We start from the raw sequence: 26,253 nt of genomic DNA, 5'->3' as shown, positions 1-26,253 counted from the left end.
TTCATCTATACAAGGCCACAGTCTGCTTGTGGCCTTTTTTATTATCTATATATACATTTATTCCCACACAATTTTTGCTTCGTGTTTATACCACACTGGGTATTTTGCCAGGTGCACTTTCTCAATTTCGTTACGTTTTACTTTGAGTGAAGGAGTCATAAAACCGTTTTCTACAGTCCATCCCTCGCGCATAATTACCACTTTTTCAATACGCTCATAATGCTCAAGACTTGCATTTACCTGTTGCAGTGTAAAAGTCAATCCCTCCATCACCATATCTTTACTTTTATCTACAGCCATCGCTGATAAAACAACCAATGCTATGGGCTGGGGTATACCCATCCCTACCACACATATACTATCAATATCCGGGTTGGAAGAAAACTTCATCTCAATTGGAGCCGGTGCTATAAATTTAGCTTTGTCGGTTTTGAACTGATCTTTTACGCGGCCTGTAATGGTGAGATAACCGGCTGCATCGGCCACACCTTTATCACCCGTTTTTAAGAATCCATCCGCTGTGAAAACATTTCGCGTTGTTTCGGCATCTTTATAATAGCCACGCATCAATCCCGGATGTCTCACTAATATCTCACCTTCTTCCGTAAATTTTACTTCAATGCCAGGCCACGGACGGCCTACCGTTCCAATGTGTACTATATCTCCGTGATCGCCATGCGAGTATCCGCAGTTCTCCGTCATACCATAGATCTCTCGTATCTCAACGCCTAACGATGCAAACCACTTTAGCAGGCCTACCGGTATAGGAGCGGCACCACCTACAATGAGATGTGTTTTGCTAAATCCAAGTTTCTTTTGAATCACTCGCTTCATGATTGCCGATGCAATTGGTATCGACAACAAACGATCAAGTTTTTGCTGTGGCATTTTTGAAAGTATACCTTCCTGAAATTTGGCAAAGATACGAGGCACACCGCCGAATAATGTAGGCTGTACTTCGCGGAGGTTTTCAGCAAATTTATCCAGTGACTCGGTAAATGATATAGAGCTGCCTGAATACAACACACCAATCTCTATATAGGCACGCTCTGCTATGTGGCTCAGGGGCAGGTAAGAAAAGAATCGCTCGGGTTTCGTAATGCCAAAATTGCGAACCAGGCTTTGTCCTGTAAAATCAAATGCACCAAAGGTAAGCTCTACGCCTTTAGGATCTCCGGTTGTTCCCGATGAATACATAATCGATGCCACCTGCTCACCGGAAGGAAGTGCACTTTCCATCAGCGGTTCATTCTGCAGAAGATCGTCCCATGCGTCACCTTCGTTTGGCCCGTAGAATGGGAAGCTGATCTGGTATATGTCCGGAGCTATAGCATCTCGCTGTTTCACGAATGAATCCAGTTTTCCTAAAAATATAGCGCGCGCTTCACCATGCTCCAGTATGTAATGGATACCGGTTGCCGATAATGTAGGATATATAGGTATAGATACGTGGCCAGCCATCCAGATGGCGAGGTCGGCCATAATCCAGTGTGCACAGTTTTTCGAAAGAATAGCAATGTTACTTTGTGGCGGCAGGTTAAGTTTTTTCAGTGCCTGCGCTATTCTGCGTGCCTCGTTTCCTGCCTGTTGATAAGTATACACTGTCCATTTTCCGGCAACAGGTTGTCTTAAAAAAGGTTGCTTCGGTGTATTTTTTTCCCAATGATAAAAACGTTCCAAGGGTGTGTGAGCAGTCATTTTCAGAAATATTTATCCTATAATTTATCATTAGTTTATCGATTGCGTTAAAAATTGTCAAACTTTTTTATAACTGTTCCCGTTGGGTATACTGATTCGAAAAAATTGCAGGTGTTAAAATTTTTCAGGTAACACTTGTTTTATAAAGGATTGTTATGAAAAAGTTCTCTTTTTATTTTACCCGTGTAATGCTCCTTGCTGTGCTGGCGCTTATTACCTTATCAGCACGTGAAGATAATTTGCCGGAAGATGTAGCGGCTCACGTAGAGAAGATTGTTGGCGCTTATCGCGTGGCCGATCAAAAGCTGAACAACACACAAGCTTCGCGTTATTCCATTTCCATAGCAAAATCTACAGCCGGCACCGCCCTTATTGAGCTGCATAATTTTGGCAACATTATGTATGTACCCATTACAGCCATAGTGCGCGGTGATCACTTTTACATTCAGCCGCAAACTTTCAAAGGCAAAACGATCTCCATTGTTATTTCAGGTACGGGCTCTTTCTCAGATACCGGGCTTCATTTTACATACACTGTAAACACCGGGCATACACAGCTGATACACCAGTGCGAAGCAACGCGGAAATAATTCACCGGCCAGCTTAACAATATTCCAAAGGCACAATACGTGAGCTTATTGTGTCTCTTTTTCTTTATGATTGTTTTTGTACATGGAACAGCAACACATTTCAGCCATGTTCCTCAAAATAATTTTTGGCTGACCTGTTTTATTTTCATTTGACTGCGGATATTTAATCATCTTTTACAACTTTGCGATCATGAGCAAACCGGATAAAAAACTTTTTCTGCTGGATGCCTATGCGCTGATCTATCGCGCGCACTTTGCATTCACCAAAACTCCACGCATTAATTCCAAAGGCCATAATACTTCTGTTCCATTCGGGTTCACCAACACGTTGCTGGAAGTTCTGCAAAAGCAAAAGCCTACCCATATCGGTATTGCGTTCGACACGGCCACCAAAACATTTCGTGATGAGATCTTCAAAGAATACAAAGCCAATCGCCAGGAGACTCCGGAAGATATTCGCTATGGCATTCCCATCGTAAAAGAGATTATACAAGGCTTCAACATTCCTATACTGGAAATGGATGGCTACGAAGCAGACGACATTATCGGCACATTATCGCGACAAGCCTGCACGCAAGGTTTTGAAGTATATATGATGACGCCCGACAAAGATTTCGGGCAGCTGGTAAATGAATGCGTCTTCTTATACAAGCCTGCCTATATGGGCAACGCAGTAGATGTGCTGGGTGTAAAGGAAGTTTGTGAGAAGTGGGACATCAACGATGTATCGCAGGTTATAGACATGCTGGGCTTGCAGGGCGATACATCTGATAACATACCCGGTATACCTGGCTTTGGTCCGAAGACGGCTGCAACATTGATCAAGCAATATGGATCAATCGAAAACATCATTGCACATGCCGATGAATTGAAAGGCAAACAAAAAGATCTGGTAAAGCAATTTGGAGAACAGGCGTTGCTCTCTAAAAAATTGGCTACGATCATTACCGATGTTCCTATAGAGTTCAAAGAAGAAGCACTTACGTATAAAGGCCCTGATGCAGAAAAGCTCAAGCCTATATTTGATGTGCTGGAGTTTAAAACTATTTCGGCACGTGTATTCAATGAAGGTGTTGCCGGAACGGCTGCTGCTCCTGCTAAAGCAGCAGCACAAAGCGCACAGCTATCGATGTTCGGTGCAGCATCTTCAGAAGATGATCTGGTTCCTGTAGATGAATCGGGTGAGCGCAGAAGTTTTGATGCAGGCAAAGTTCAATATCAAACTATCGATGAGAAACAATACAAGGCTTTTGCCGAGAAGCTGAAAGAGCAGACAAGTTTTGCAATGGATTCGGTTACAGATGATCTCGGCAACTTTGATTACTCTATTAAAGGCTTGTCATTTTCATTTCGCGAAAGCGAAGCTTACTTCCTTCCGCTTGGCAATGCCGAACAAGCTGCTACGATCTTACGCGACTTTGCTGCATTCCAGCATGAAGGCATAATGAAGATCGGCCATAATCTGAAAGGCACGATGCTGGCTTTGAAGAAAATTGGTATTGAGGTGCGCGGACCCTTGTTCGACACTATGCTTGCACATTATCTTATCGAGCCGGAAGCAGCGCACGATATTCATACACTCAGTGCACAATACCTCCAATACGATCTGCTTCCCATCAGTCATGCCGATATACGTGAACAATTAGGTGAGCGTGCCGACATCATCTTTCAGCTTCGTCACAAAATGAAGCAGGATATGGAGAGCCGCAGGCAAACATTGTTGATGAGTCATACCGAGATGCCGCTGGTACATGTGCTGGCAGCAATGGAATATGAAGGTGTAAAGATCGATACGTCTGCTCTTTCTAAAATGTCTGACGAACTTCGGCATGAGTTGGAGCGCGTACAACGGGAGGTCTACGAGTTGGCGGGTACAGAGTTTAACATTGGCTCGCCCAAACAATTGGGTGAAGTGCTCTTCGAGAAAATGAAGCTGATGGAGAAGCCAAAGAAAACAAAGTCCGGGCAATACGCTACGGGTGAAGACATCCTCCTTACACTGGCACCCAAGCATGCTATAGCACAAAAGATTCTCGACTACCGCGAGTTTGACAAGTTGCGCTCCACGTATGTTGATGCACTGCCCAAGATGATCAGCAAGTTTGATGGTCGTATACATACCGACTATCGCCAGGCAGTTGCTGCCACGGGACGGCTAAGCTCAAACAATCCTAACCTGCAGAACATTCCAATTCGCACGGCCAAGGGTAAACTTATCCGCAGAGCTTTTGTGTCGCGTAATGATGAATATCTTTTTATGTCGGCCGACTATTCGCAAATCGAGCTGCGCATTGCTGCATCGTTTGCCAAAGATGAGGTGATGATCGAAGCCTTTCGAAACAGGCGCGACATCCACACTACTACGGCAGCCAAAGTATTCAAAGTTCCCCTAGAACAGGTTACTGCTGATATGCGCAGGAAAGCGAAGGAAGTAAATTTCGGCATTCTCTATGGCAGCACTGCGTTCGGGCTATCGCAGAATCTCGGTATCTCGCGCACCGAAGCATCGGAGATCATCGATTCATACTTCAAAGAATTTCCGGGCATCAAACGCTATATGGATGACTCCATTAACATGGCGCGGGAGAAAGAATATGTAGAAACCATTCTTGGCAGAAGACGATATTTGCGTGATATTAACTCGCGCAACATCACTACACGTGGGTTTGCCGAGCGAAATGCGATCAATGCTCCTATACAGGGAAGCGCTGCCGATATTATCAAGATTGCAATGGTGAACATTCATCGCTGGCTGGAGAAAAATAAATTGAAGACAAAAATGATTATGCAGGTGCATGATGAACTTGTATTTGATGTACACCAGGATGAAGCAGCAGTTGTAAAAGAAAATGTGATCGCGCTGATGAAGTATGCTGTGCATCTCGCTGTGCCTATGGAAGTTGAAGTTGGTATTGCCTCCAACTGGCTTGATGCACATTGATAAGTGATCAGATTTATTTTAGCGTCTTCATACATCACACAGACTATAGATGAAGCGAAAAGTTTTTTGCGATCTATAGATCACAGCAGACTTTTGTTTAATGGGCATTTGATGAAATCAAAAAGCCTCTATATTTGTGCCCCATCAAATAATTTTTAATTAAACCACTTTATGACAAAAGCTGAATTGATTAGCAAGATCGCAGAAGACGCAGGTATCACGAAAGTAGCAGCAGGCACAGCACTCGAATCTTTCATGACAGCCGTTGAAAAAACGCTGAAGAAAGGTGACAAGCTTACGCTTACTGGTTTCGGTACATTCTCTGTATCAAAGAGAGCTGCACGTAAAGGACGCAATCCTTTCACCGGGGAGACTATCAAGATCAAAGCTAAGAAAGTTGCTAAGTTTAAAGCCAGCAAAGAGCTTTCAGGCAAACTGTAATTAAATAACAGATCAAAAAAAAGAAACCCCGATTGCAAGTAGTCGGGGTTTTCTTTTTATACGAACTTTCAAAAAGTATTGAAAGTTTGAAAACTTTTGGTAGATTTGTCCGTATGAAATACACGGAGGCAAAAGAAGAACTGATCCAGGCCTGGGGAAACCTCGGGTATAGCTGGGGCCTCAATAAAACCATGGCACAGATTCACGCATTGCTGATGATCTCTCCAAAGCCCCTCTCCACAGAAGAGATCATGCAGGAACTGTCTATCTCCCGTGGCAATGCAAACATGAACATTCGCGCGTTGCTCGATTGGGGCATCATCTCCCGTATACTGATACCGGGCGAGCGTAAAGAATACTTCAAGTCAGAAAAAGATATATGGTCATTGGCACGGCAGGTAGCCAAAGAAAGAAGAAAGCGCGAGCTTGAGCCGATCCTGCGTGTGCTGCGAGAAGTAAACGATGTACAGTCTGACGGAAGCGAAGAAACCAAAGAACTGAAACGCGTAGTGAAAGACCTGAAAAATTTTGCCGAAAAATCAGATGGCCTGCTGGAAACCTTTATCAAATCGGAAGAAAGCTGGTTCTGGAACGTAGTATTGAAACTGATGAAGTAGTGCTATTTTTTTATTATAATCTTTCAATATTTTCTGAAAATATCAAAATTATAAATAGTATGAAATATATAGATACTTTCGCACAGTCGCTGTTGCTTTTAGCCGGACTGGTTTGTACTGCCTCATTCTTCTTTACTGAGGATCTGATCTGGATCTTTCTTTCTTGTCAATTCTACCTTGGTGTGGTGCAAGTACTTAGTTGTGTGATTCATCTCATTGCATATCCCAAAGGCAACTCACAAAGAAGAAGATACCTGTTAATGGCTGTCGTTTACCTGCTGTCGCTGTTTGTGTTTGCCAGCGTACTGGCTGAATATATTCACATCCCTGAGATGGTCGGTATACTTTACTTCACCCTGCCGGCCTGGGCTTTAGGCATATACTATTATGTCATTACCCTGAACGGGTATTTTCCTAAGATCAAACGCGGCTTTCTTCCACACCTTAGCTTCTGAAATCATTTAACGCTAACTATATACTTTATGAACTACACCGTAATAACTTACAGCATTTATCTGCCCGTCACCATTATTCTTACCATCTGGGTAGCCAGAACGATCTTTACCAATGGTCGCGTATTTCTCCTGGAAATATTTCACCAGGATGCGCTTCTGGCCGATAGCGTAAACAAACTTTTGTTGGTGGGCTTTTACCTGATAAACATTGGCTACGCGGTATATACCCTGAAGGTTTGGGAGACGATTGACAGTACACAAAGCATGATCGAAATGCTGAGCCAGAAGATCGGCTGGATCATTCTTGTGTTGGGTGCTATGCACTTCTTTAATCTCTTTATATTTTTCAGTCTTCGTAAAAAAGCGCAGGCACACAAAGTTGCAGCTTAACATTCTCCGGCAGGGCATCGGCTAAACGATGCCCTGTATCTATAGTATCCTTTCTAAAATTTAAATTCCGGCATTATGAATCACATTGTTATAGCGGGTGGCAGCGGTTTCCTCGGCAGAGCACTGGCAAATTATTTTACTGCACAGCAAAAGCAGGTAGTTATACTTACGCGTAACCCTGGCAAAGGCTCATCTTTCGTAAAGGAAGTATATTGGGATGGCAAAACGATGGGCAACTGGGCGCTAGAACTGGAGCGTGCCGAGGCACTGATTAACCTGAGTGGTAAATCCGTTAACTGCCGTTATACTGAGCACAATCGAAAAGAGATATATAGTTCAAGGCTCGATACTACGTGTATACTGGGCGAAGCCGTAAGGCGATGTATGGTGCCGCCAACCGTTTGGTTGAACACCAGCTCAGCAACTATATATCGCGATTCCTATACCAAGCTTATGGACGAATATACCGGAGACGTTGGAAACAACTTTTCAGAGGACGTTTGTCAGCAATGGGAGTCTGCTTTCAAAAATGAAATTACACCGCGTACCCGGAAAGTTGTTCTTCGCACTGCGATTGTGTTGAGTACGCGAGGGGGCGCATTGGTGCCACTGTTGCGACTGGTGCGCATCGGCTTTGGCGGACATCAGGGTTCTGGCAACCAGTTTGTAAGCTGGCTTCACATCCGTGATTTTTGCCGCATTGTAGATTGGCTGATGCAGCATGCTGTACTTGGAGTGTATAACGTTTGCGCTCCACAACCCATGCCCAATCATCATTTTATGGAGACACTTCGTGGTGCAGCAAAGGTGCCTGTGGGCCTGCCGTTGCCCGTACCGATGCTTGCTTTGGGCGCCCGGTTAATATGTACTGAAACAGAGCTGCTGCTAAAAAGCAGAAAAGTTTATCCGCAAAGATTATTAGATGAAGAATTTGTTTTCGAATTTCCAGACCTGAAAGCTGCACTTGAAGATTTATGCCAGGTCGAAGCGAAGAGAAGCTGAAGCAATATTTCATCGCCCTTGTTCCGCCACCACCCATCGCGGATGATGCCCTGCGGTTGAAAAATTATTTCCGCGAGCAGTACAATAGCAAGGCTTCATTAAACTCTCCTCCCCACATTACACTGCACATGCCTTTCAAATGGAAGGAAGAGAAAGAAAATGAGTTGATGCTTGCCTTCGCTAAATTTGCACTCGGCAGACCTTCTTTCAAAATAGAGCTCCAGGATTTCAGTGCGTTTGCACCACGTGTAATCTTCATTGATGTTCAACCCAACGATGCCCTTACACTGCTCAGCAAAGAGCTTCACCGTTTTTGCAAACGCGAGTTAAATCTGTTTAATGCTGCGTATAAAGATCTGCCCTTTCATCCGCACATGACGCTGGCTTTCCGTGATCTGAAAAAACCTATGTTTGAAAAAGCCTGGGAAGAATTTCAGAAACGAAAGTTCTCCGCTCGCTTTGATGTAGAGAGTATTGTTCTGCTCAAACACAATGGAAAGATTTGGGAAGTATTGAAAGAGTTTCTTTTCGATCCATCGTCACTGCCCAAAGATGAAGAAGCCAATTCGTTCGAGCTTCACCATTAATTACTTTTCGCAAAACGATCCTTTTGCTATCCAGAGCTTTTTGTAACTGATCTCCAGCAACCCTTCCTGCAATCCCGGGTCAGCTTCAATCACTTCGCGTTGCAGCGCACCCCGCATGATCAGTATACCACCATCATGCGCTCCGAAGGTTCCTTCCATTACCACGTTACCAGTCTCGGATAACTTCTTTAAAAACGCATCATGCTTCCGGATGATATCGGGATAGGTGGCCGAAGTAAATTTACTCACCACGGCATCGAAGCGTATAAATTCGTATGTAACCATTTCATACGGTTCAGGAGCTTTACAGGGCGATGCGATGCGAAACGTAAACGGAAGTATCTCAATATTCCAGCGATTGGCCTGCACACCCGGATCGGTTGACAGCCATTGTTTTGCTTCTTCGTTTGATTTTGTGTTAAGTATAAATATACCTCCACCACCTTCAAACGGTCCGGCGGCAAGCAGCTTTCCTTCTTTTGCCAGGCGATTGATGTTTGCCATGTGCCCTTCCATGATTTTATCCAGTTGCTCTTTAGGCATTTGTACTGCGTCCGTTTTCTTATTCAGAAAAACGAAGGAGTATTGTTTATCCTGTGCAAAAGCCACCTGGCTAAGGATGAATAAAAAAATGATCAAGGCGTATCTCATAGCGTATAAGTAATTTTCGAAACTTACCGATAATTGCCGAAAGTATATAAATACTATCCCCTGAAAGTACTGAAGCAGCCCGATTTTATACCGAAATTACAGTACCCGGCCATGAGCCATTATTTTCCTTTTCGGCCAATCAGCAAAATACCCACGAGGATCAGCACGGTACCGGCCATCTGCATCACCGATATAGGCTCCTGCAAAAAGACATAGGCTTGCAGAATAGTAGACATCGGACCGATGCTCCCTACAATGGCGGCATTATCAGACCCAATGCGTTTAATGCCCTCCGTAACCAGGTAGGAGGGTACCACTGTGCCTATAATGGCCATCATGAAACTATACAGATATACCAGCGGCGGCAAATTGAAAACTGATGTATGGCCCGCAAGTGCATAGTGAATTAACACACCGGCCGATGCGAAGGTCATGGCATAGCTGTTGAACTTGGTGGCACCAACGATGGGTATGAGGCGACCGCTGCCAACAATATATAGGGCATACGTAATGGCACAGAGAAAAATGAGCAACGCCCCCACGTAGAAGTTTGTATTATGATTTTCACTCCAGTCTACTTCACTTATAAAAGCAATGGCGAGCCCGGCATAGGTAATGATCAAGGCTATCCACTGGTATCTTGCTATTTTCTGCTTGAAGAACACAGCCGACATCAGTAATACCAGTGTAGGATAGACGAACAAAACAAGTCGCTCCATACCCGCTGATATATACTGCAGCCCCAAAAAATCCAGCAGACTGCTGATATAGTATCCTAACAAACCAACGGCAGCCACCCCAATCCATTGCTTTGTAGTGAACCGGGTATTGGTATCTCTGCGTGATTCGATCGTTGCAGAAACAACAAAGAAGGGCAATGAGAACAGCATACGAAGCGCCAGCAGTGTTACGGCATCAATAGCCGTATCGCGGTAGGCCAGTTTTACGAAAATCGCTTTAGTAGAAAAGCAAATAGCACCTGCCAGGCCAATGATAACACCACCTATAAAGTATGGAGAAGCGTGAGTTTTTGCCATGAATAAAAATCAAAAATACGATAAGTCAGACCATCAGGTTTGAAAGGTTTTGTGGCATCAGCGTTTAAAGTTGAGGAATTATGCTCCTGCGAAGCAAAAAACTGGTATGTGGGTATCTTGTGCTGTTGCCGGTTTTTATTTCTTTGCATCGTGAAAGTTCTCATCCTGCACCAACATTTCAATACACCCCAAAAAGGAGGAGCGCTCCGGTCGTATTACCTCGCCAAGGCACTGGTCGATCAGGGTATTGATACGATTGTGATTACCGGCTCTAATAGCACACAGCAATATGTTGAGCAAGTAGATGGTATAGAAGTTCATTATCTCCCTATCGCGTACGAGAACAGATTTGGGTTCTACAAACGTAGCTTTTCATTCCTGAAATATATCTTTCAATCGGTTAGTCTTGCAGGTAAATTTAAAGATATCGATGTCTGTTATGCTATTTCGGTTCCGCTCACCATTGGGTTGGCTGCGCTGTGGATCAGAAGCCGTTTCGGTATTCGCTATATTTTTGAAGTAGGCGATCTGTGGCCCGATGCTCCGATACAGATTGGTGTGATTAAAAATTATTTCTTCAAGCAGTTTCTTTATAGCCTGGAGCGCACCATCTATCAGCAAGCTGATTCTGTGGTGGCTTTATCGCCCATGATTAAAGACGCGATCGAAAAGAGAGCCCCCGGAAAAAAAGTACATCTTATCCCCAACATGGCGGATACTGATTTTTACTTTCCCGAAATCAAAGACACACGCCTGGAAGAGAAATATAGTGTGCAAGGTAAATTTGTAGTCTCCTACATTGGTGCCGTTGGCTATGCCAATGGACTTGATTATTTCCTTGAGTGTGCGCGCAATGCACAGAAGGCATCATTACCAATCCATTTCTTTCTCTGTGGGGAAGGTGGCATGGCAAGTCGTCTGCAACAGAGCGCACGCAAAATTCAATTGAATAACTTCACGTTCGTCCCTTTCACAAATCGCGATGGTGTTCGTGAACTCATGAATATTACCGATGCTTCTTTCATTTGCTATAAGCCTTTGCCTGTTCTGGAAACAGGCTCGCCCAATAAATATTTTGACGGACTTGCCGCCGGTAAATTGATCGTGGTGAATTTTGGTGGCTGGATAAAAGAGGAAATCGAGCAACGCGGCTGCGGAATCTATAGCGACCCAAAATATCCGACCGACTTTACGAAGAAGATACAGCCCTATATTTACGATGCGGCTTTGCTTCAACAAGCACAACAAAAGAGCCGTTCGTTGGCAGAAGAAAAATACTCACGGAAAAAATTAGGGAAGTTATTTACTGGGATTTTTGGAGAGAAGATATAAACTATATCCTCAAATTCTAAATCCAGTTTCACAAAGGGAACGAAGGGGCACAAAGGTTAATGCTTTATGGCGTTCCAGATGTCTACATCCAGGCGGTAGCTTCCGTCTTGCTGGCGTTTCCATACGTTGGCAAACTTTACTTCAGAAACATAAACAGAATCCTGATACTTTGTATGTGTGGTGGTTTTACCGGTTTCATAGATCAGGTCATGGTTTCCGTTCACCGATAATGTTTCTGTTTTCATATCGAGCAACTGCGAGCCTTCCATCGCTTCTTTCCAGAATTGTTTGATCGCTTCACGGCCTATATAAATATCCACTGCGCCATTGGGGCAAAGCTTGGCACTGTCGGTATACATGGTTGCAAGTTTTTCAACATCGCCTTCCTTAAAAAACTTACCCAACGTTTCATTGCGTTCGTGCAAGATCACCCGCATTTCCGTTGGTGATAGTGTTGTTCGCTCACAACTGCTTAGTGCAAGAATCAATAGAACACAAATGGAAAGAAGTCTCATGCTATTAGAGGGTTTTTAAAATACTATTGAAGAACTAACCGGCAATCTTCCGCATCGAGATTGGCTCTGCGATCGAAGGCGAAATCATAGAAACCGGCATCATCTTTTTTTGCTTTGATGATCTTTTTACTTCTGCCGGTTTCCAGTTTCTGATTGTCGAATGCTTTTAGCATAACAGTATCATCAAAGTCCTGGTTAAATATACAGTATACGCTCACAAGATTATCAACTCCCATTGTATCATTGGCGATAATGATCTTTCCCAGTTCAAGGCCACGTTGCCTGAGTTCAGGCGTGAGTTCAACTTCTACCTTAAAAGAATTTTGAACACCGCTCGATGCACCTTTGATAAATTCACCCACTACTTCACCTGTTTTCTCACCGGTGCGTTTTACAGAGCATGCTGTTGCGAGCAGAATCAATAGCAATATGCTGTAATGCTTCATACAATACTCGAAGATACTTAATCCAATATATACCAAATGGTTTAATCTAATACTTTTTCGGTGATTTTACCTGTCTTCTTGTTTTTGATAATCACTTTGCGTGCACCATAGTGCGTTACTTCTTCTTTTACCAGGTAATGATCGGCATCATACTCCGTCAAATGGCTGTCCTTCGATACACCGGTTTTTCCGCGCCATATATCCAGCTTCACCGGTTCCCATTGTTTTGTTTTGGCCGAACGATACGCTGCGTCAAGGATAGCATTTACCACGTAACCATCGTAAAAAGTTTCTTTTGGTGCTATACCTTTCTCCATAGCGTTGAACATATCCATAAACATGTGATTGTAGCCAAGCTCGTTCAGCTCATCGCCTACCGGGAATAACCAGCCGGTGTTGCTCTCTGCTTTCTCTGCTACATAGTCGGCACCTTTACCTGTAGTGAACATATCGAAGCCGGTACGCAGAAAGCTGTTGATCCAGATTGTACCTTCGGTTCCCATCACTTCATCGCGCAGGTCAAGTCCCCCGCGAAATGTCCAGCTCACTTCAAACTGGCCTATCGCACCATTTTCATATTTCACCAAGCCTATCGCATGATCTTCTGCATCGATCGGTTTCACCTGTGTATCGGCCCAGCACATCACTTCCACCGGCTTTATATCTTTACCGATATAGCTGCGGGTAATCTCCACACAGTGGCATCCTAAATCAAGTATACATCCGCCACCGGCTTGTTCAATATCCCAGAACCAATCGCTGTGCGGCCCCGGGTGTGTTTCGCGCGACTTCGCCCAAAGTATTCTTCCCAATGCACCGTTCTTCACACTGTCCATCGCCTTGATAAACTTGGGCGTATATACCAGGTCCTCCAGGTAGCCGTTGAATACACCCGCTTTCTCTACAGCTTCCAGCATGCGCTTGGCCTCCTCTGCATTGCGGCCCAAAGGTTTTGTAGTGATAACGCCCTTCTTATGCTTGCAGCAAAGTAACACAGCTTCTTCATGCAGGTTGTTGGGAAGCGATATACATACAATATCTACCTCAGGGCGGTTGATCGCTTCTTCCATTTTAATGGTAGAAAAAGCAACGTTATAATCCTGTGCAAATTTTTTAGCGCTCTCTTCCCTGCGAGAGTAGATGCTTACAATTTTATCTTTACTTCTGTAGCCTTGCAACGAATCTGCATAAAAACGTCCGATAAAACCGGAACCAAGCATGGCGATGTTCATAATGGTGTAGTTTTTTTTATTGGATTAATTCTCTTGTTCTCGAAATGTATACTGCGGATATCTACGCAGCTTGTTTCACTTCGTCTTTTTCCTTAAAGAAGAAAACAAAGTACAGCAACACAGCGATGGCAATATATACCGGCACGAACCAGATTTCTTTCCAGTGGTGAACGCCATTGGTTGTGTAATGATCGGTAGTAAAACCGGAGAACCACGTTCCTATAAACATACCGGCTCCATAGGTGGCAAACGTAAACAGTCCCTGTGCCGCATTCTTAATCTTCTCTCCTGCTTTCTTTTCGGTATACATATAACCTGTTACAAAGAAGAAATCATAGCAGATGCCGTGCAATGCAATGCCGGCATATAGCATCCACAACGAAGCATCTACATTGCCATAAGCGAAGCATAGATAACGAAGTATCCAGGCCACCATACCGAGCAGCAGCATTTTCTTTACACCGATGCTATTAAAAAGAAAGGGAATAGCCAGAATAAAGATCGCTTCCGATGCCTGACCTATAATCATCTTTCCGGCTGCATTGTGCATGCCTGCTTCGTTCAAGAAGAGGTTGGCAAAACCATAGTAAAATGAAAGCGGTATACATACCAGAACAGCAGCAATGAAAAAGATAAAATAAGGCCTATCGGTAAATAACACAAAGGCTTCTGCTCCCATAGCACTGGAAGCTTCCAATGACTTTCCTTTTGGTGGTGTGTTTGGAAGCGTAAAGCTACTTATACCTAACAAGGCAGAAGCGATGGCCGCGAGGTAAAATGTCTGCGGTGTTTTTTCAATGGATAGTACACCAATCATGATACCGGCAATGATCCATCCTACCGTGCCGAATACACGTATCCACGGAAATTGTTTACCGGGATCGGTCAGCTGGTGAAACGCTATACTGTTAGACAATGCAATGGTTGGCATATATAGCAAGGAGTAAAAAAGAATGATCCAGTAAAACGCAGTGTTATCTACCACCTGTGTTGCAAAATATAGCAGCACAGCGCCTGCTAAATGCAACACACCCATAATCCGTTGTGCCGCAAAGTAACGATCGGCCACCAGCCCTATAAAAAACGGAGAGATCATGGTAGCAATAGCCAGTGCACTATACGCTGCACCTATCTGAATACCTGTAGAATGCAGGAAGGTTGACATATAGGTACCCATCGTTACGTACCAGGCTCCCCAAATAAAATATTCGAGAAGCATCATGAACGACAGCTTTGCAAAAACAAGTGGTTTCATAGATTGGTTGTGAAAGACTAAAAGAAAGATACAGCGATCACTGCGCTCTATAAAACCACCCGTAAAAAATTTCGATCAAAAGCGGATGTGTCTTGCACACACAAAGCATGAAAGAAAGATTACGACTGCCGCTCGATCAATGCTTCAGCATACCGGCGCAGCACAGCTTTGGCCTCGGTGTTAATCGCGAGGCGATCGAGACTATCGAAACCTTTCTTGAAAAACTGATCTACTTTTTTCTGGGTAAGCTCGGGTATTCCGAGGGTATCATAAATGGACTTTACTGCGGCTACTTTTTTATTCTTATTAAACTTGCTGGCGGTAAGCCATTCGGTTAGTTCACGTTTCGTTTTACCAGTTGCCTTTTCGCACGCCTTGATTAACAAAAAGGTCTTTTTGTTTGCAATGATATCGCCACCTATCTGCTTGCCAAATTTCTCAGGGTCGGCATAGGCATCAAGCAGATCATCTTTCAATTGAAAACCAATGCCGATGTTGGTTCCGAAGTCACGCAGGGCGACACGATCTTCATCAGGGGCACCTGCCAGTATAGCACCTAACTCCAGGCTGAAACCGAGAAGCACTGCTGTTTTCTGGCGAATCATGTTAATGTACTGTGCTTCGGTAACTTTTTCGGTAATCTCAAACTCCATGTCCCACTGCTGGCCTTCGCATACTTCTGCAGCGCACTGGCTGAATGCTTTGAGCACGCGTTGCAGTATAACGGGTTCGAGGGATGTAAACATTTCATATACCTTCACCACCATTACATCGCCGGATATAATCGCAGTATTTACATTCCATTTTTCATGAACGGTTTGCTTTCCCCGGCGCAAGGGAGCTTTATCCATAATGTCATCGTGCATAAGCGTGAAATTATGAAACGCCTCCACGGCAACTGCATAGGGCACAACGGAGGGTGTATCGGTTTTATAGAGCGAATACGACAGCAGGGCAAGCATCGGCCGAAGGCGTTTGCCTCCCAGGCCCATCAGGTAACGGATGGGCTCATAAAGCGATGCGGGCTGCTTACCATATTTTTGCTTCGCGATCTCCTTCTCCAATAAAGAGTGGTAGGTTTTAAGTTGCTGCATAAAGATCAGTGCATGATAAATAACCCGCGAAGGTGGCAATTTGATTTAATCTTCGAAAGTCTTTTTTGTTACCTGGTCGGCAAAGATCAAATCGATCAGTCGCTTGTCTATATCTGTTTTCTTTACCCGTACCTTGATACGGTCACCCAGGGTATAAATCTTCTTGCGCTTGCGGCCAACAATGCGATACCTGCGCTCGTCAAATTCATAGAAATCATCGGTGAGATCGGACATACGGATCATACCTTCACATTTCGTCTCCACAATCTCCACATACAACCCCCACTCGGTTACCCCGGAGATCAGACCTTCGTATACTTTGTTCTCGGCCGTGGCCATGAACTCTACCTGCTTGTATTTGATCGATGCACGCTCAGCATCGGCAGCGCGTTTCTCGCGCTCTGATGAGTGAACACATTTCTCTTCATATTCATTTTGACTCAGCGGCTTGCCATCATCGAGGTAATGTTGCAGCAGCCGATGTACCATCATATCCGGATACCGGCGGATGGGAGAGGTAAAATGTGAGTAATGTTCAAATGCCAACCCGAAATGTCCTTTTGCTTCCGTAGAATACTTCGCTTTCGCCATGGTGCGAATAGCCAGTTGTTCGAGTATATTTTGCTCGGGTTTGCCTTCAATCTCTTCCATCAGTTTATTCAACGAACGGCTTATCGACTGCTCCTCTACATTCATGTTATGGCCAAACTGTTTGGCAAATACCGAGAAGTCTTTCACCTTATCCGGATCAGGAAAATCGTGGATACGGTATACAAATGTATTCTTCTCTTTACCTTTTTTATAGTTGTATATAAAGGTTGCCACCTGTTTGTTGGCGAGCAGCATGAACTCTTCAATCAGTTTATGTGCATCCTTTCTTACCTTCGGAATTACGGCAAGGGGTTTACCTTTTTCATCGAGTTTGAACTTTACTTCCGTGGTTTCAAAGTTCACAGCACCTTTGCTGAAACGTTCTTTACGAAGTTTTTTAGCCAGTGTATTCAAAATGATCAGCTCTTCGGCATAATCGCCTTTACCGGTCTCCAGAACTTCCTGTGCCTCCTCGTATGTAAAGCGTCTGTTGGAGTGAATGATCGTTCTGCCAAACCATTCTTTTTTGATCTTTCCTTTATCGTCCATTTCAAATACAGCTGAAAAGGTAAGCTTGTCTTCATTCGGGCGAAGGGAACATAAACCATTGGAGAGTCGCTCGGGGAGCATGGGTATAGTGCGGTCAACAAGATATACTGACGTAGCACGATCGTACGCTTCTTTCTCAAGCTCCGACTTCATATCAACATAGTGCGTAACATCGGCTATATGTACACCAATTTCATAACCACCGCCATCCAGTTTTCTGAACGATAACGCATCATCAAAATCCTTTGCATCCAGTGGGTCGATCGTAAACGTTGTTATCTCGCGGAAATCCCAGCGCTTTTTGATCTCTTTCTTGTTGATGCCTTCTTCAATAGCTTCTGATTCTTTCTCTACCTGCTCCGGAAATTTGAACGGCAAACCAAACTCTGCCATGATGGAGTGTATTTCCGCTTCATTTTCACCGGCCTTGCCGAGCACATCCACTACTTTGGCCTCGGGTTTTCGATCGTGTTCTGCCCAGGAAGTAACTTCAATAATTACTTTGTCGCCATTACGGGCACCGTTGATATTCTCGGGGTATACAAAGAAATCCTGATGCATCTTGCGATAATCGGGTACAACAAAGGCAAAGTTCTTGGAGAGCTCGATTTTGCCAACATAGCGGGTACGATTTCGTCTGATCACCTCGGTGATTTTTCCTTCGGCGTGGTCGCCATGGCGCGTGGGTAATACCTCGAGCTTTACGGTGTCACCGTCTACAGCCGAACCCATGTCGCGCGCTTTAACAAATATATCTTCCTTGTCTGCACCAATGCGCACGTAGGCAAAGCGTGAACTTACGTGATCTACAATACCGGTTAGTTCCTCTACCGGGCGGTTGGAAGTATAGCTGCCGTTCTTTAGTTCTTTAATACGCTCATCGTCTGTCAGTTCATAGATCAGCAGGGTGGCCTGCTTTATATCGTCTCTTTTCTTCAGGCCTAATTTTTTAATAATCTGCTTCATGCTATAGCCTTTGCCCGAAGCATTATCCAGGATGTCGAGAATGGAGCTTTGCAAAAGTTTCTTCAACTCTTTGCCTTTCGCTTTTTTGGGTTTTGTTTCTTTTTTCTTCTTGCTCATGCGAGCGGGTTTTTAATACTTATAATATTGCTTCTAAATATCAGCATTTCAGTTCACTCTACACCATACCACTGAATTATATAAAAATAAAATTATGCCATACGATGAACATAATTAATTTTGAACACTGGCTGCTGAAGTCCTGTTATACCAAATTCAACACATTTAAATTTTCTTTATATGGCACAAACAAAACTTGGTGAGAACGTAGTAAATACCAATGGAAATTTACCGGCTGTAGGCTCTCAGGCCGCAGACTTTATACTCGTTGGCACAGACCTGAAGGAGCATTCGCTGAAAGACTATGCAGGCAAAAATATTATCCTGAATATCTTCCCGAGCATCGACACCGGTGTATGCGCTACTTCGGTTCGTACATTCAATAAGCGGGCCGCCGAAAAGCCGGATACATTTATCCTCAGCGTTTCCAAGGATCTGCCGTTTGCCTTCAAACGTTTCTGTGCTGCTGAAGGGATCGATAAAGTTGTTACTCTTTCAGACTTCCGTAACAAAGGTTTCTCTAAAAACTACGGTGTTGAAATGGTTGATGGCGGTTTGGCTGGATTATTAGCCCGCTGCATTGTGGTGATCGACAAACAGGGGAAAGTTAAATATACCGAAGTAGTACCGGTTATTGGCCAGGAACCGAACTACGATGCCGCATTAAACGCTATCGGGTAAAATTATCTCCATCAGAAATACTTTATATCCCCGCACGTTATTGGTGCGGGGACATCATCTTCTACGCATGACTAACAACATCTTTACCTTATTCGTTCGATTCACGATTATTATACTCTTTGGCGCTGTGCTTTACGGATGTAAAACCGGTGACTACGAAGAGATAAAGCTCAAGCAGATACGCGATGTTGTAGTAGACGCCAATACTGACCCGCGCCTGCGGGCAACGGCTATCTTCTTCAACCCCAACAACAAACAGGGCCGGCTCAAAAAGATAAAAGTTGATATATACGTGAATGGTAAAAAGGCCGGTAAGATTGATCAGAAACTTCATACGCTGATACCAGCTAATGGCGAGTTCAGTGTACCGCTGGAAGTACAGTTAGCCATTAAAGAACTGGGGTTCTTCGATACATTACTGGGCGTGCTGGGCGGCAAAAAATTTGAAGTACGATACGAAGGATCTCTCAAGCTCACCTATCATGGTATACCCTTCCGTGTGCCGGTAAAGTATACCGATGAAGTGCGTATCCGGTTCTAGTTACTTCACAATTTTATCGTAAGAAGCTCCTATACCTTTGATGAGCGATGAGCTGAAACCCTGATGTTCCATTTCATTCAAGCCTACAATGGTGCATCCCTTGGGAGTGGTCACCTTATCGATTTCAGCCTCCGGGTGGCGGCCTAGTTTCAACAACAATTCGGCAGCGCCTTTTACAGTTTGTGCAGCAATAAGATTAGCTGTCTTGGCATCAAAGCCTATTTCTATACCCCCTTGAGTAGAGGCGCGTATAAAACGCAAGGCATACGCAATACCACATGCACCGAGCACTGTAGCTGCATCCATCAGCTTTTCATCGATCGCGATTGTAATACCTAACTGATCGAACAGATCGGTAACATATTTTACCTGCTCAGCATTCGCACCCTGATGACACATGCATGTAACAGACTCCTGTATAGCAATGGCTGTATTGGGCATGGCACGGAAGATAGGCACGCCATGATCCACTATAGCGGCAAGATCTTTTAAAAAGATACCGGTCACTACGCTGATGATGATGTGGCGTTTCGGATCAAAGTTCTTCTTCAAGCTTTCCAGCACTTCTTTCACATTATAGGGCTTGAGCGCTACAATGATCACTTCACTGTTTTGTATAGCTTGCTGGTTATCGCTCGTAATAGTTACGCCCAGCGCTTCAAGCGGCTGAAGGGCTTCTACGTTTCTTCGTGTAACGGTTATCTGCTGCGGTGCTACAAACTGACTCTTGATCAATCCCTCTGCAATGGCAGCTCCCAGGTTCCCTCCGCCTATAATGGCAATCTTTGAATGTTTCATGACGTTGATTAAAATATACCCGTGTGAAAATTAAAACAACTTTTACCCACTTTACTCTGCGATGCAAAAAATTTAATGGAATGCTACCTCTATTGTAATTCTTCCAGAGCGATAATGATATAAACAGGTGTAACTGTGAAAAAATATAATGACATAAAACACTGATGTCACTTACTCCTGTTCGGTAGCTGTAACAACATCACACGGTAGCGCTAAGTACTACGCTCACTTTGGTATAGTATATCGTAGTGGTTCCGCTAAAGCCTGAATCTGTACCTACAATGAGCCACAGCTCTCCGGCACTGTTGGTGATAGCCGTAAAAGGCACAAGGTTGTTGGCATTGGTGCGGGTAAGTAATGTATAATTACTTGCATTTTGACCGGCAGCAATATTACCCAGCACAATCATGTTTTGCCCGCCGTATAACAATTGACCTTTGTCTATATTAAGCACGTAGTCGCTCTCGCGCACGATCTTGGAAGGCTCCACAGCAACTGCACCGGCTTTAAGAAATACACTCTCACCAGGCGATCCTTCATTGGAGGAAGTGCCACCCGAAGAAGCATTGGAGGCAAACTCCACTTCAAACGTAAGCGTGTATTCTGTATTCGGGCGAAGGCCATTAACCTTCTTTTTAATGAACATGAAAAGATCATCGTTATAGTTGGTGCCCGATAGCATAATCGATTTGCCAGAACCCAGATTTGCGGGAAGATTTGTATAACTGAACTGCAAATTCAATTTAAGCGAGTCTTCTGCTGTGGCAGGATAATCAGAAAAATCTGCCTCCCAGCCATCCTGTGAATGACTGAAATCGGAGACGATGGATTCCAGTGCAAGATCTTGTGACCCGGTATTGTTCAGGTTGCATCCGAAGCAAAGAAAGGCTGTTATCACGTATAGAATTGCCCCGCACTTCATGGTTAATGGCATTTGACAGTTAGACACCACGATGACGAACCCGGTTGTAATTTATGTCAAATTTAACCCCTAATGACGGGATCAATCAAGTTTTGGCCCGTGTTATCCGTATATTAGCATCGTACACTAAAAAGATTACACATTCGTCTTTTTAAGAAAACTCCGGGTTCAATCCCCCGTATTATCAAACATCCGAGTTTTTTATGAGCAACGTCACCCGCTATAGCTTCCCGTTTAAATGCCGCCTGAGCTTTCGTCTGCTCATTGAACATTGGGAGCAACGAATTTTAAAAGGGCAGTTTCCGGCTTTTTCTGAAACGATACTAGCCTATATAAAAAATGCCCCTGAACTGCGCGAGCCTATCGAGGATGATGCAGTATACCAAAAGCATAAACCTTTCCTCGACTTTCTCATGACGGCCGCTATACCTTCCGCTACTGATGAAACAGACCTTATAGCTGTACTGCCACCCTTTACGTTCAAAATGTTATACAGCACACCGGCATTAGACCGCGCTGTTAACTTTGACGTGTTCGAACAACAGGCACAAGCCAATGTACCAGGCGGAAAACTTACCCTTGGCAAAACCATACGTGCATGCCTGATGATACTGGAGAAATTTCAGAACTTCGGCATAATCGCTGAAAACCCAAGACCAGTACTGGTTACATTAACCGATCCACAAACCGGTCTTGACAAAGTATATAAGATCGAGATCACGCACCAGTTCTGCGATATTATTTGCAAAACAGAATATAAACCGATTGATCGCAGCGTCATTAAATTTCTGATGGAGAAATTATACGATGCCGATCTGTGGCTGCAGTATATACGTCCGGAAGATTTTGAATTTCACGGATTGCTCATCATGCGATTGGTGGACGTTACAGAGCAGGAGATGTTATCGTCTATCAAGTACGATCTGCTGGAGCGCAATGCGGTGATCCGCAGAGAAAGCTTTGAGCAGATACAACACAAGATTCGCTCACTGTTCGGTATCAACGATATCCGCCTCGGTATAGCATACCTGGATCCGAACGATAACATCATCGTAAACAAACCTTCTACTGAATCGTGGAACAGCGTAATGTGCGGACAAGGCGATAACGCCTGTCGAGACTACACCGGCTCGATCTACGAACGCAGCTGGATGGAGAAACGCTACATTACTGTGGAGAACCTGGCAGACTACCCGTTTAAATCACCCATCGAAGAATCACTGCTGGCGCACGGAATTAAAAATATACTGCTGGCACCACTCATCGATAACGATGAGATCATCGGTATGCTGGAGCTTGCCTCTCCTACACCCGGCAAACTCAATCCCATCAGTGCACATAAGGTAGAGAATGCATTGCCCATGTTCACGGCATCGGTAAAGCGCGTGAAGGAAGAGATGTCTACAGAAGTTCGTGCATTGATACAGGAAGAATGTACAGCCATTCATCCTACCGTGCAATGGCGTTTCTTTGAGGCTGGTCTTAACCTTCTCAATCGCAGAAGAGACGATGAAAAGGCAACACTGGAAGAAATAGCATTCAAAGATGTATACCCGCTATACGGTTTGGCTGATGTACGCAATTCTTCTATTGAGCGCAACACGGCTATACAACGCGACCTGCAGCAAAATCTGAAGCTTGCCAAGGAGTTGTTGCATAAAATAAATGCTGCCAAAAAACTTCCATTGCTGGATGAAGTAATCTTCAGAACAGACGAGCAGCTTCGCAAGATTAATGGCGGGCTGGCTTCGGGTGATGAAAGCAACGTGCTTGATTTCCTGAAGTCTGAGATCAACCCCATGATTGAGCACTTCGAAAAAGAGGAAGACCTTCAGAAATTAATTTCGCGCTATCGTGCACACCTCGACCCAACTTTTGGGGTAGTGTACAAACGCAGAAAGGCTTTTGAAGAAAGTCTCTCGCTGATTAATACCACTATTGGGGATTATCTTGATGAAGCGGAGGGCGAAGCACAGAAAATGTTTCCGCACTACTTCGAGAAATATAAAACCGATGGTGTCGAGTTCACCATGTACCTGGGCAGCTCGCTGGTAAAAGATAAAACCTTTGATCTTTTCAGTCTGAAAAATTTTCGCCTGTGGCAATTGCTGGTAATGATCGAAGCCAACCGCAGAGTTGATGCCCTCAAGGCAAAGATGAAAACGCCACTGGAGATCACACAGTTGATCCTGGTGCACGATCAGCCAATCTCTATACGATTCCGTCCGGACGAGAAACAGTTCGATGTAGATGGCGCCTACGACATCCGCTACGAGATCGTAAAGAAGCGCATTGACAAAGCACACATAAAAAATACAGGCGAGCGTCTTACACAACCCGGTAAACTCGCTATAGTATATAACCAGGCCAAAGTAGAAGAAGAGTACAAGCGCTACTTCCACTACCTGAAAGCAAAAGGATTAATTACCGGCCCGGTAGAAGAACTGGAGCTGGAAGAATTACCGGGTGCCACAGGGCTCCACGCATTGCGCGTGCAACTGACACCCGAACAAAATGCACTTTCTGTATCTGACCCCGACAATCTGTTGAAAGAAATTGAAGAAGGTCTCCGTATGCAATGAGCTATTTTTTGCTTTTTCGTTGTTCTTTGTACCTTTCATTTTTATGAAGAACATTTTAGTCTATTGTATACTCCTGGCATGTATAGGTTGCAAAGAGATAACGTATCGTGAACCGCAACCGAAGGGAGTAGAGAGCCTTCGACGTATACCTAAAAATCTGCAAGGTAAATATCTGTTGCCTGAAGATAACCGTTCCGTCCGCGATACGCTGGTGGTGCAAAGCAATACATATTTTGCTTCGAGCGATCCGAAAAGAGGCAGCCACTTGAGCGACAGCTTGTTACTCAAATTCTACAAAGGATTCTATTTCATTAGTATAAATGATCGGCCAGAGTGGTTGTTGCGCGTGTTCGAGCAGGAAAAGAATGGCGACATAAGCTGTTATATGCTGGCTACCGAAGAGAACGTTTTTCCCGAGCTTTTGAAAAATCTATCAAAAGAAATCAAGGTAGACTCTACGGTGCTGCCTACGGAAACTCTTTACCAGATCGATCCTTCTCCCAAAGAACTGTTAGACCTGATCAGGAAGGGATACTTTAAAAAAACAGCTACCCTTAAAAAGATTCAGTGATCAGGGTTCAAGGCGCTGTTGTTCATTTCCTTCCAGGTGCTGATCAATAAAAGGCGAAGCCTGCTGATGCAGGCGTATGGCTTTTCGTGATAAAATAAACCCGATGATCAACGATACAATGGCACAGATACCAATGCCGGGTATATATGCTATAAACCAGAAGTAATCGTACAGGCCATGAAAGAATGTAGCCGCCAGTAACGCCCCAACACTAAGCCCTATACGCTGGCGATGTGTGAATTTCGCTTTACCCAGAAAGAATCCCATCATCACCGCGAAGGTAGCGTGCGCCGGCACAGCTGTAAAGACACGAAGTATACCCGTTACCAGTCCGTATTGAAATACATACGCTATATTCTCCAAAGTGGCAAACCCCATGCCTACCATAACAGCATAGACAATGCCATCGAAGGGCTCGTTAAAATTCTTATTGTAAAAAAGTATAAACCGAACAAAGATGAATTTGCTGAACTCCTCGATCAACGCCACTTTAAAGAATGCGTTTACAAACTGGTGCACAACATCTTCTTCTTTGGTAAGGATCAACAGGTTTACCGGCATGCTGATCATCCAGGTAACTACAACGCTGAGGGCGCCATACAGAAAGCTGATGAAAAGCAACAGCAGCGGTTCGCGCTCATGCCTGTCTTTTAGATAAATATATATACCAATGGCCACACCGGGAGCCAGTGCCAACGCTAACAGGCTAATGAAATCCATGCAGCGAAGATAATGAATTAGATTATCCGTAACTGTTATAGGTTACACGTTAATCGTTATCAAAGCAGCTGTGAGGAGCCCGGTTGTGCAGGTCAGGATTTCACCTGGCTCCCTCCTTAAAGGGCTATAAACGAAAATGTCAGACATCTCCGCCTGACATTTTGAAATTCGTTATTGATTAAAAGTTTTTCTTCATTAATGTGTAACGGCTAACTACTCCTCCATAACTTCTTCTACTTTATCCATTTTATCTGATGAGTATTTCCCGGAGGTTGCGTAGACAATCTTGCCGGTGGCATCCAGTACAAAGAAGTAAGGGATGTCTCTCTTTTCGAAATCGAGAGCTTCTTTGTAGGGCTTTAATTCGCCTTTGTAGAATAAGATGTAAGGTAACAGTTGTGGGTCTATGTTTTTTATCGCTTTCCGTTTCGCAGTGCCGGTAGCAGCTGCGTTCACACCCGTAAACATGGGAACGAAGTATACATTCACATCGTACGAAAAGCCAGATAATACACCCGATGTTTTTTGTATAAACTTCTCGAACACGGGTTGAAACCATGAGTTCAGTTCATCTTCTGACTTTTTAGAATAAGCCAGTCCAAGCAGAGTATATTTGCCTTTTACATCGTCTGGCAACTTTACTTTTTTATCTTCAACAGTTTCAGCTTCCATGGCCGGAAACATTTTACCGACCGCCTGAGCTTTCGCTGCCAGGTTCGACAATACAATAACAAAGAGTATAGCGTATCTCATACAATTGATTTTTGATTTAATTTATTGAATAACGTGCTTAGTAACCGTTTCATTTAATGAAAGTACTTTATAATTCGCCAGGATGACAGTAAAGAGCACTACGACACACACCTCCGGTAATTTTATTCATGATATATCAGAAGATTTTAAAGAGAAGCACAGTAACCAGGAAGCCACTT

General features: G+C 44.1%; 26 protein-coding genes. 13 read left to right on the top strand and 13 right to left on the bottom strand.

Annotation, left to right across the window (positions count from 1 at the left end):
* Nucleotides 1-57: 57 nt before the first annotated feature.
* Nucleotides 58-1,698 carry an AMP-binding protein gene (locus V7Q33_RS01315; RefSeq protein ID WP_333818654.1) on the bottom strand — a complete coding sequence of 547 codons (1,641 nt, stop codon included), beginning with the start codon at nucleotides 1,696-1,698 and terminating at the stop codon, nucleotides 58-60.
* A gap of 155 nt (nucleotides 1,699-1,853) precedes the next feature.
* On the opposite strand from V7Q33_RS01315, the gene V7Q33_RS01310 reads away from it, so the two are divergent.
* From V7Q33_RS01310 to V7Q33_RS01275, 8 genes are all read left to right on the top strand, one after another.
* Nucleotides 1,854-2,288, top strand: coding sequence for a hypothetical protein (locus tag V7Q33_RS01310; RefSeq protein ID WP_333818653.1), 435 nt, complete (start codon nucleotides 1,854-1,856; stop codon nucleotides 2,286-2,288).
* A 190-nt stretch (nucleotides 2,289-2,478) separates the two neighbouring features.
* A complete protein-coding gene (gene polA, locus V7Q33_RS01305) occupies nucleotides 2,479-5,229 on the top strand; it encodes a DNA polymerase I (protein WP_333818652.1) in 2,751 nt (916 codons plus the stop codon).
* Between the two features lie 171 nt (nucleotides 5,230-5,400).
* Nucleotides 5,401-5,670: an HU family DNA-binding protein gene (locus V7Q33_RS01300; protein ID WP_331968055.1), complete on the top strand. Its 270-nt coding sequence runs from the start codon at nucleotides 5,401-5,403 to the stop codon at nucleotides 5,668-5,670.
* Between the two features lie 113 nt (nucleotides 5,671-5,783).
* On the top strand, nucleotides 5,784-6,287 hold the full coding sequence (locus tag V7Q33_RS01295) for a GbsR/MarR family transcriptional regulator (protein ID WP_331983756.1): 504 nt from the start codon (nucleotides 5,784-5,786) through the stop codon (nucleotides 6,285-6,287).
* Nucleotides 6,288-6,346: 59 nt separating this feature from the next.
* Nucleotides 6,347-6,742 carry a hypothetical protein gene (locus V7Q33_RS01290; protein WP_331983758.1) on the top strand — a complete coding sequence of 132 codons (396 nt, stop codon included), beginning with the start codon at nucleotides 6,347-6,349 and terminating at the stop codon, nucleotides 6,740-6,742.
* Between the two features lie 27 nt (nucleotides 6,743-6,769).
* Entirely contained in the window at nucleotides 6,770-7,132 is a 363-nt protein-coding gene (locus V7Q33_RS01285) for a hypothetical protein (protein WP_331983760.1), read from the top strand.
* 75 nt (nucleotides 7,133-7,207) lie between these two features.
* Nucleotides 7,208-8,134: a TIGR01777 family oxidoreductase gene (locus tag V7Q33_RS01280; RefSeq protein WP_333818651.1), complete on the top strand. Its 927-nt coding sequence runs from the start codon at nucleotides 7,208-7,210 to the stop codon at nucleotides 8,132-8,134.
* The gene (locus tag V7Q33_RS01275) at nucleotides 8,107-8,721 is read left to right on the top strand and encodes a 2'-5' RNA ligase family protein (protein WP_331983764.1); all 615 of its coding nucleotides are present in this window, start codon (nucleotides 8,107-8,109) and stop codon (nucleotides 8,719-8,721) included. Before V7Q33_RS01280 ends, V7Q33_RS01275 begins: the two co-directional genes overlap by 28 nt.
* Here the strand turns inward: V7Q33_RS01275 and V7Q33_RS01270 are convergent, their stop codons facing one another.
* Both V7Q33_RS01270 and V7Q33_RS01265 read right to left on the bottom strand, forming a co-directional pair.
* Entirely contained in the window at nucleotides 8,722-9,372 is a 651-nt protein-coding gene (locus V7Q33_RS01270) for a YciI family protein (protein ID WP_331983766.1), read from the bottom strand.
* Between the two features lie 119 nt (nucleotides 9,373-9,491).
* Nucleotides 9,492-10,409 (bottom strand): DMT family transporter, encoded by a 918-nt coding sequence (locus V7Q33_RS01265; protein ID WP_333818650.1) that lies wholly within the window; start codon nucleotides 10,407-10,409, stop codon nucleotides 9,492-9,494.
* 150 nt (nucleotides 10,410-10,559) lie between these two features.
* Here V7Q33_RS01265 and V7Q33_RS01260 point away from each other — a divergent pair, with 150 nt between their 5' ends.
* Nucleotides 10,560-11,741, top strand: coding sequence for a glycosyltransferase family 4 protein (locus V7Q33_RS01260; protein ID WP_333818649.1), 1,182 nt, complete (start codon nucleotides 10,560-10,562; stop codon nucleotides 11,739-11,741).
* 56 nt (nucleotides 11,742-11,797) lie between these two features.
* Here V7Q33_RS01260 and V7Q33_RS01255 read toward each other — a convergent pair whose 3' ends face one another.
* The 6 genes from V7Q33_RS01255 to rnr all read right to left on the bottom strand — a co-directional run bounded on the left by V7Q33_RS01255 (nucleotide 11,798) and on the right by rnr (nucleotide 18,506).
* Complete coding sequence (locus V7Q33_RS01255; RefSeq protein WP_331983772.1) at nucleotides 11,798-12,256, bottom strand: YybH family protein; 459 nt, start codon at nucleotides 12,254-12,256, stop codon at nucleotides 11,798-11,800.
* A gap of 23 nt (nucleotides 12,257-12,279) precedes the next feature.
* Nucleotides 12,280-12,702, bottom strand: a complete 423-nt coding sequence (locus V7Q33_RS01250) for a hypothetical protein (RefSeq protein ID WP_331983774.1) — start codon at nucleotides 12,700-12,702, stop codon at nucleotides 12,280-12,282.
* A gap of 41 nt (nucleotides 12,703-12,743) precedes the next feature.
* Complete coding sequence (locus V7Q33_RS01245) at nucleotides 12,744-13,937, bottom strand: Gfo/Idh/MocA family protein (RefSeq protein WP_331983879.1); 1,194 nt, start codon at nucleotides 13,935-13,937, stop codon at nucleotides 12,744-12,746.
* A 58-nt stretch (nucleotides 13,938-13,995) separates the two neighbouring features.
* Nucleotides 13,996-15,189: a nucleoside permease gene (locus V7Q33_RS01240; protein ID WP_333818647.1), complete on the bottom strand. Its 1,194-nt coding sequence runs from the start codon at nucleotides 15,187-15,189 to the stop codon at nucleotides 13,996-13,998.
* A gap of 119 nt (nucleotides 15,190-15,308) precedes the next feature.
* On the bottom strand, nucleotides 15,309-16,283 hold the full coding sequence (locus V7Q33_RS01235) for a polyprenyl synthetase family protein (RefSeq protein WP_333818646.1): 975 nt from the start codon (nucleotides 16,281-16,283) through the stop codon (nucleotides 15,309-15,311).
* A 45-nt stretch (nucleotides 16,284-16,328) separates the two neighbouring features.
* Nucleotides 16,329-18,506: a ribonuclease R gene (rnr, locus tag V7Q33_RS01230; protein ID WP_331983780.1), complete on the bottom strand. Its 2,178-nt coding sequence runs from the start codon at nucleotides 18,504-18,506 to the stop codon at nucleotides 16,329-16,331.
* A 180-nt stretch (nucleotides 18,507-18,686) separates the two neighbouring features.
* Here rnr and tpx point away from each other — a divergent pair, with 180 nt between their 5' ends.
* Nucleotides 18,687-19,187, top strand: coding sequence for a thiol peroxidase (gene tpx, locus V7Q33_RS01225; RefSeq protein ID WP_331983782.1), 501 nt, complete (start codon nucleotides 18,687-18,689; stop codon nucleotides 19,185-19,187).
* Nucleotides 19,188-19,254: 67 nt separating this feature from the next.
* Nucleotides 19,255-19,728, top strand: coding sequence for an LEA type 2 family protein (locus V7Q33_RS01220; protein ID WP_331983784.1), 474 nt, complete (start codon nucleotides 19,255-19,257; stop codon nucleotides 19,726-19,728).
* Here the strand turns inward: V7Q33_RS01220 and proC are convergent, their stop codons facing one another.
* On the bottom strand, nucleotides 19,729-20,526 hold the full coding sequence (gene proC, locus V7Q33_RS01215; protein ID WP_331983786.1) for a pyrroline-5-carboxylate reductase: 798 nt from the start codon (nucleotides 20,524-20,526) through the stop codon (nucleotides 19,729-19,731).
* A gap of 199 nt (nucleotides 20,527-20,725) precedes the next feature.
* A complete protein-coding gene (locus V7Q33_RS01210) occupies nucleotides 20,726-21,448 on the bottom strand; it encodes a hypothetical protein (RefSeq protein ID WP_331983788.1) in 723 nt (240 codons plus the stop codon).
* 203 nt (nucleotides 21,449-21,651) lie between these two features.
* On the opposite strand from V7Q33_RS01210, the gene V7Q33_RS01205 reads away from it, so the two are divergent.
* Nucleotides 21,652-24,030 carry a GAF domain-containing protein gene (locus V7Q33_RS01205; RefSeq protein ID WP_333818645.1) on the top strand — a complete coding sequence of 793 codons (2,379 nt, stop codon included), beginning with the start codon at nucleotides 21,652-21,654 and terminating at the stop codon, nucleotides 24,028-24,030.
* A 43-nt stretch (nucleotides 24,031-24,073) separates the two neighbouring features.
* Complete coding sequence (locus V7Q33_RS01200) at nucleotides 24,074-24,601, top strand: hypothetical protein (RefSeq protein WP_331983792.1); 528 nt, start codon at nucleotides 24,074-24,076, stop codon at nucleotides 24,599-24,601.
* Here the strand turns inward: V7Q33_RS01200 and V7Q33_RS01195 are convergent, their stop codons facing one another.
* Both V7Q33_RS01195 and V7Q33_RS01190 read right to left on the bottom strand, forming a co-directional pair.
* On the bottom strand, nucleotides 24,602-25,321 hold the full coding sequence (locus V7Q33_RS01195) for a PrsW family intramembrane metalloprotease (RefSeq protein ID WP_333818644.1): 720 nt from the start codon (nucleotides 25,319-25,321) through the stop codon (nucleotides 24,602-24,604). It abuts the gene before it with no gap.
* A gap of 213 nt (nucleotides 25,322-25,534) precedes the next feature.
* Nucleotides 25,535-26,074, bottom strand: coding sequence for a TlpA family protein disulfide reductase (locus V7Q33_RS01190; RefSeq protein ID WP_331983796.1), 540 nt, complete (start codon nucleotides 26,072-26,074; stop codon nucleotides 25,535-25,537).
* Nucleotides 26,075-26,253 lie beyond the last annotated feature (179 nt).

The sequence above is a fragment of the Ohtaekwangia sp. genome (genome assembly GCF_036786105.1).
Lineage (GTDB): Bacteria > Bacteroidota > Bacteroidia > Cytophagales > Cyclobacteriaceae > Ohtaekwangia.
The sequence above is the reverse complement of the archived record's forward strand: the minus strand, read 5'-3'. Positions and strand labels throughout refer to the sequence as shown.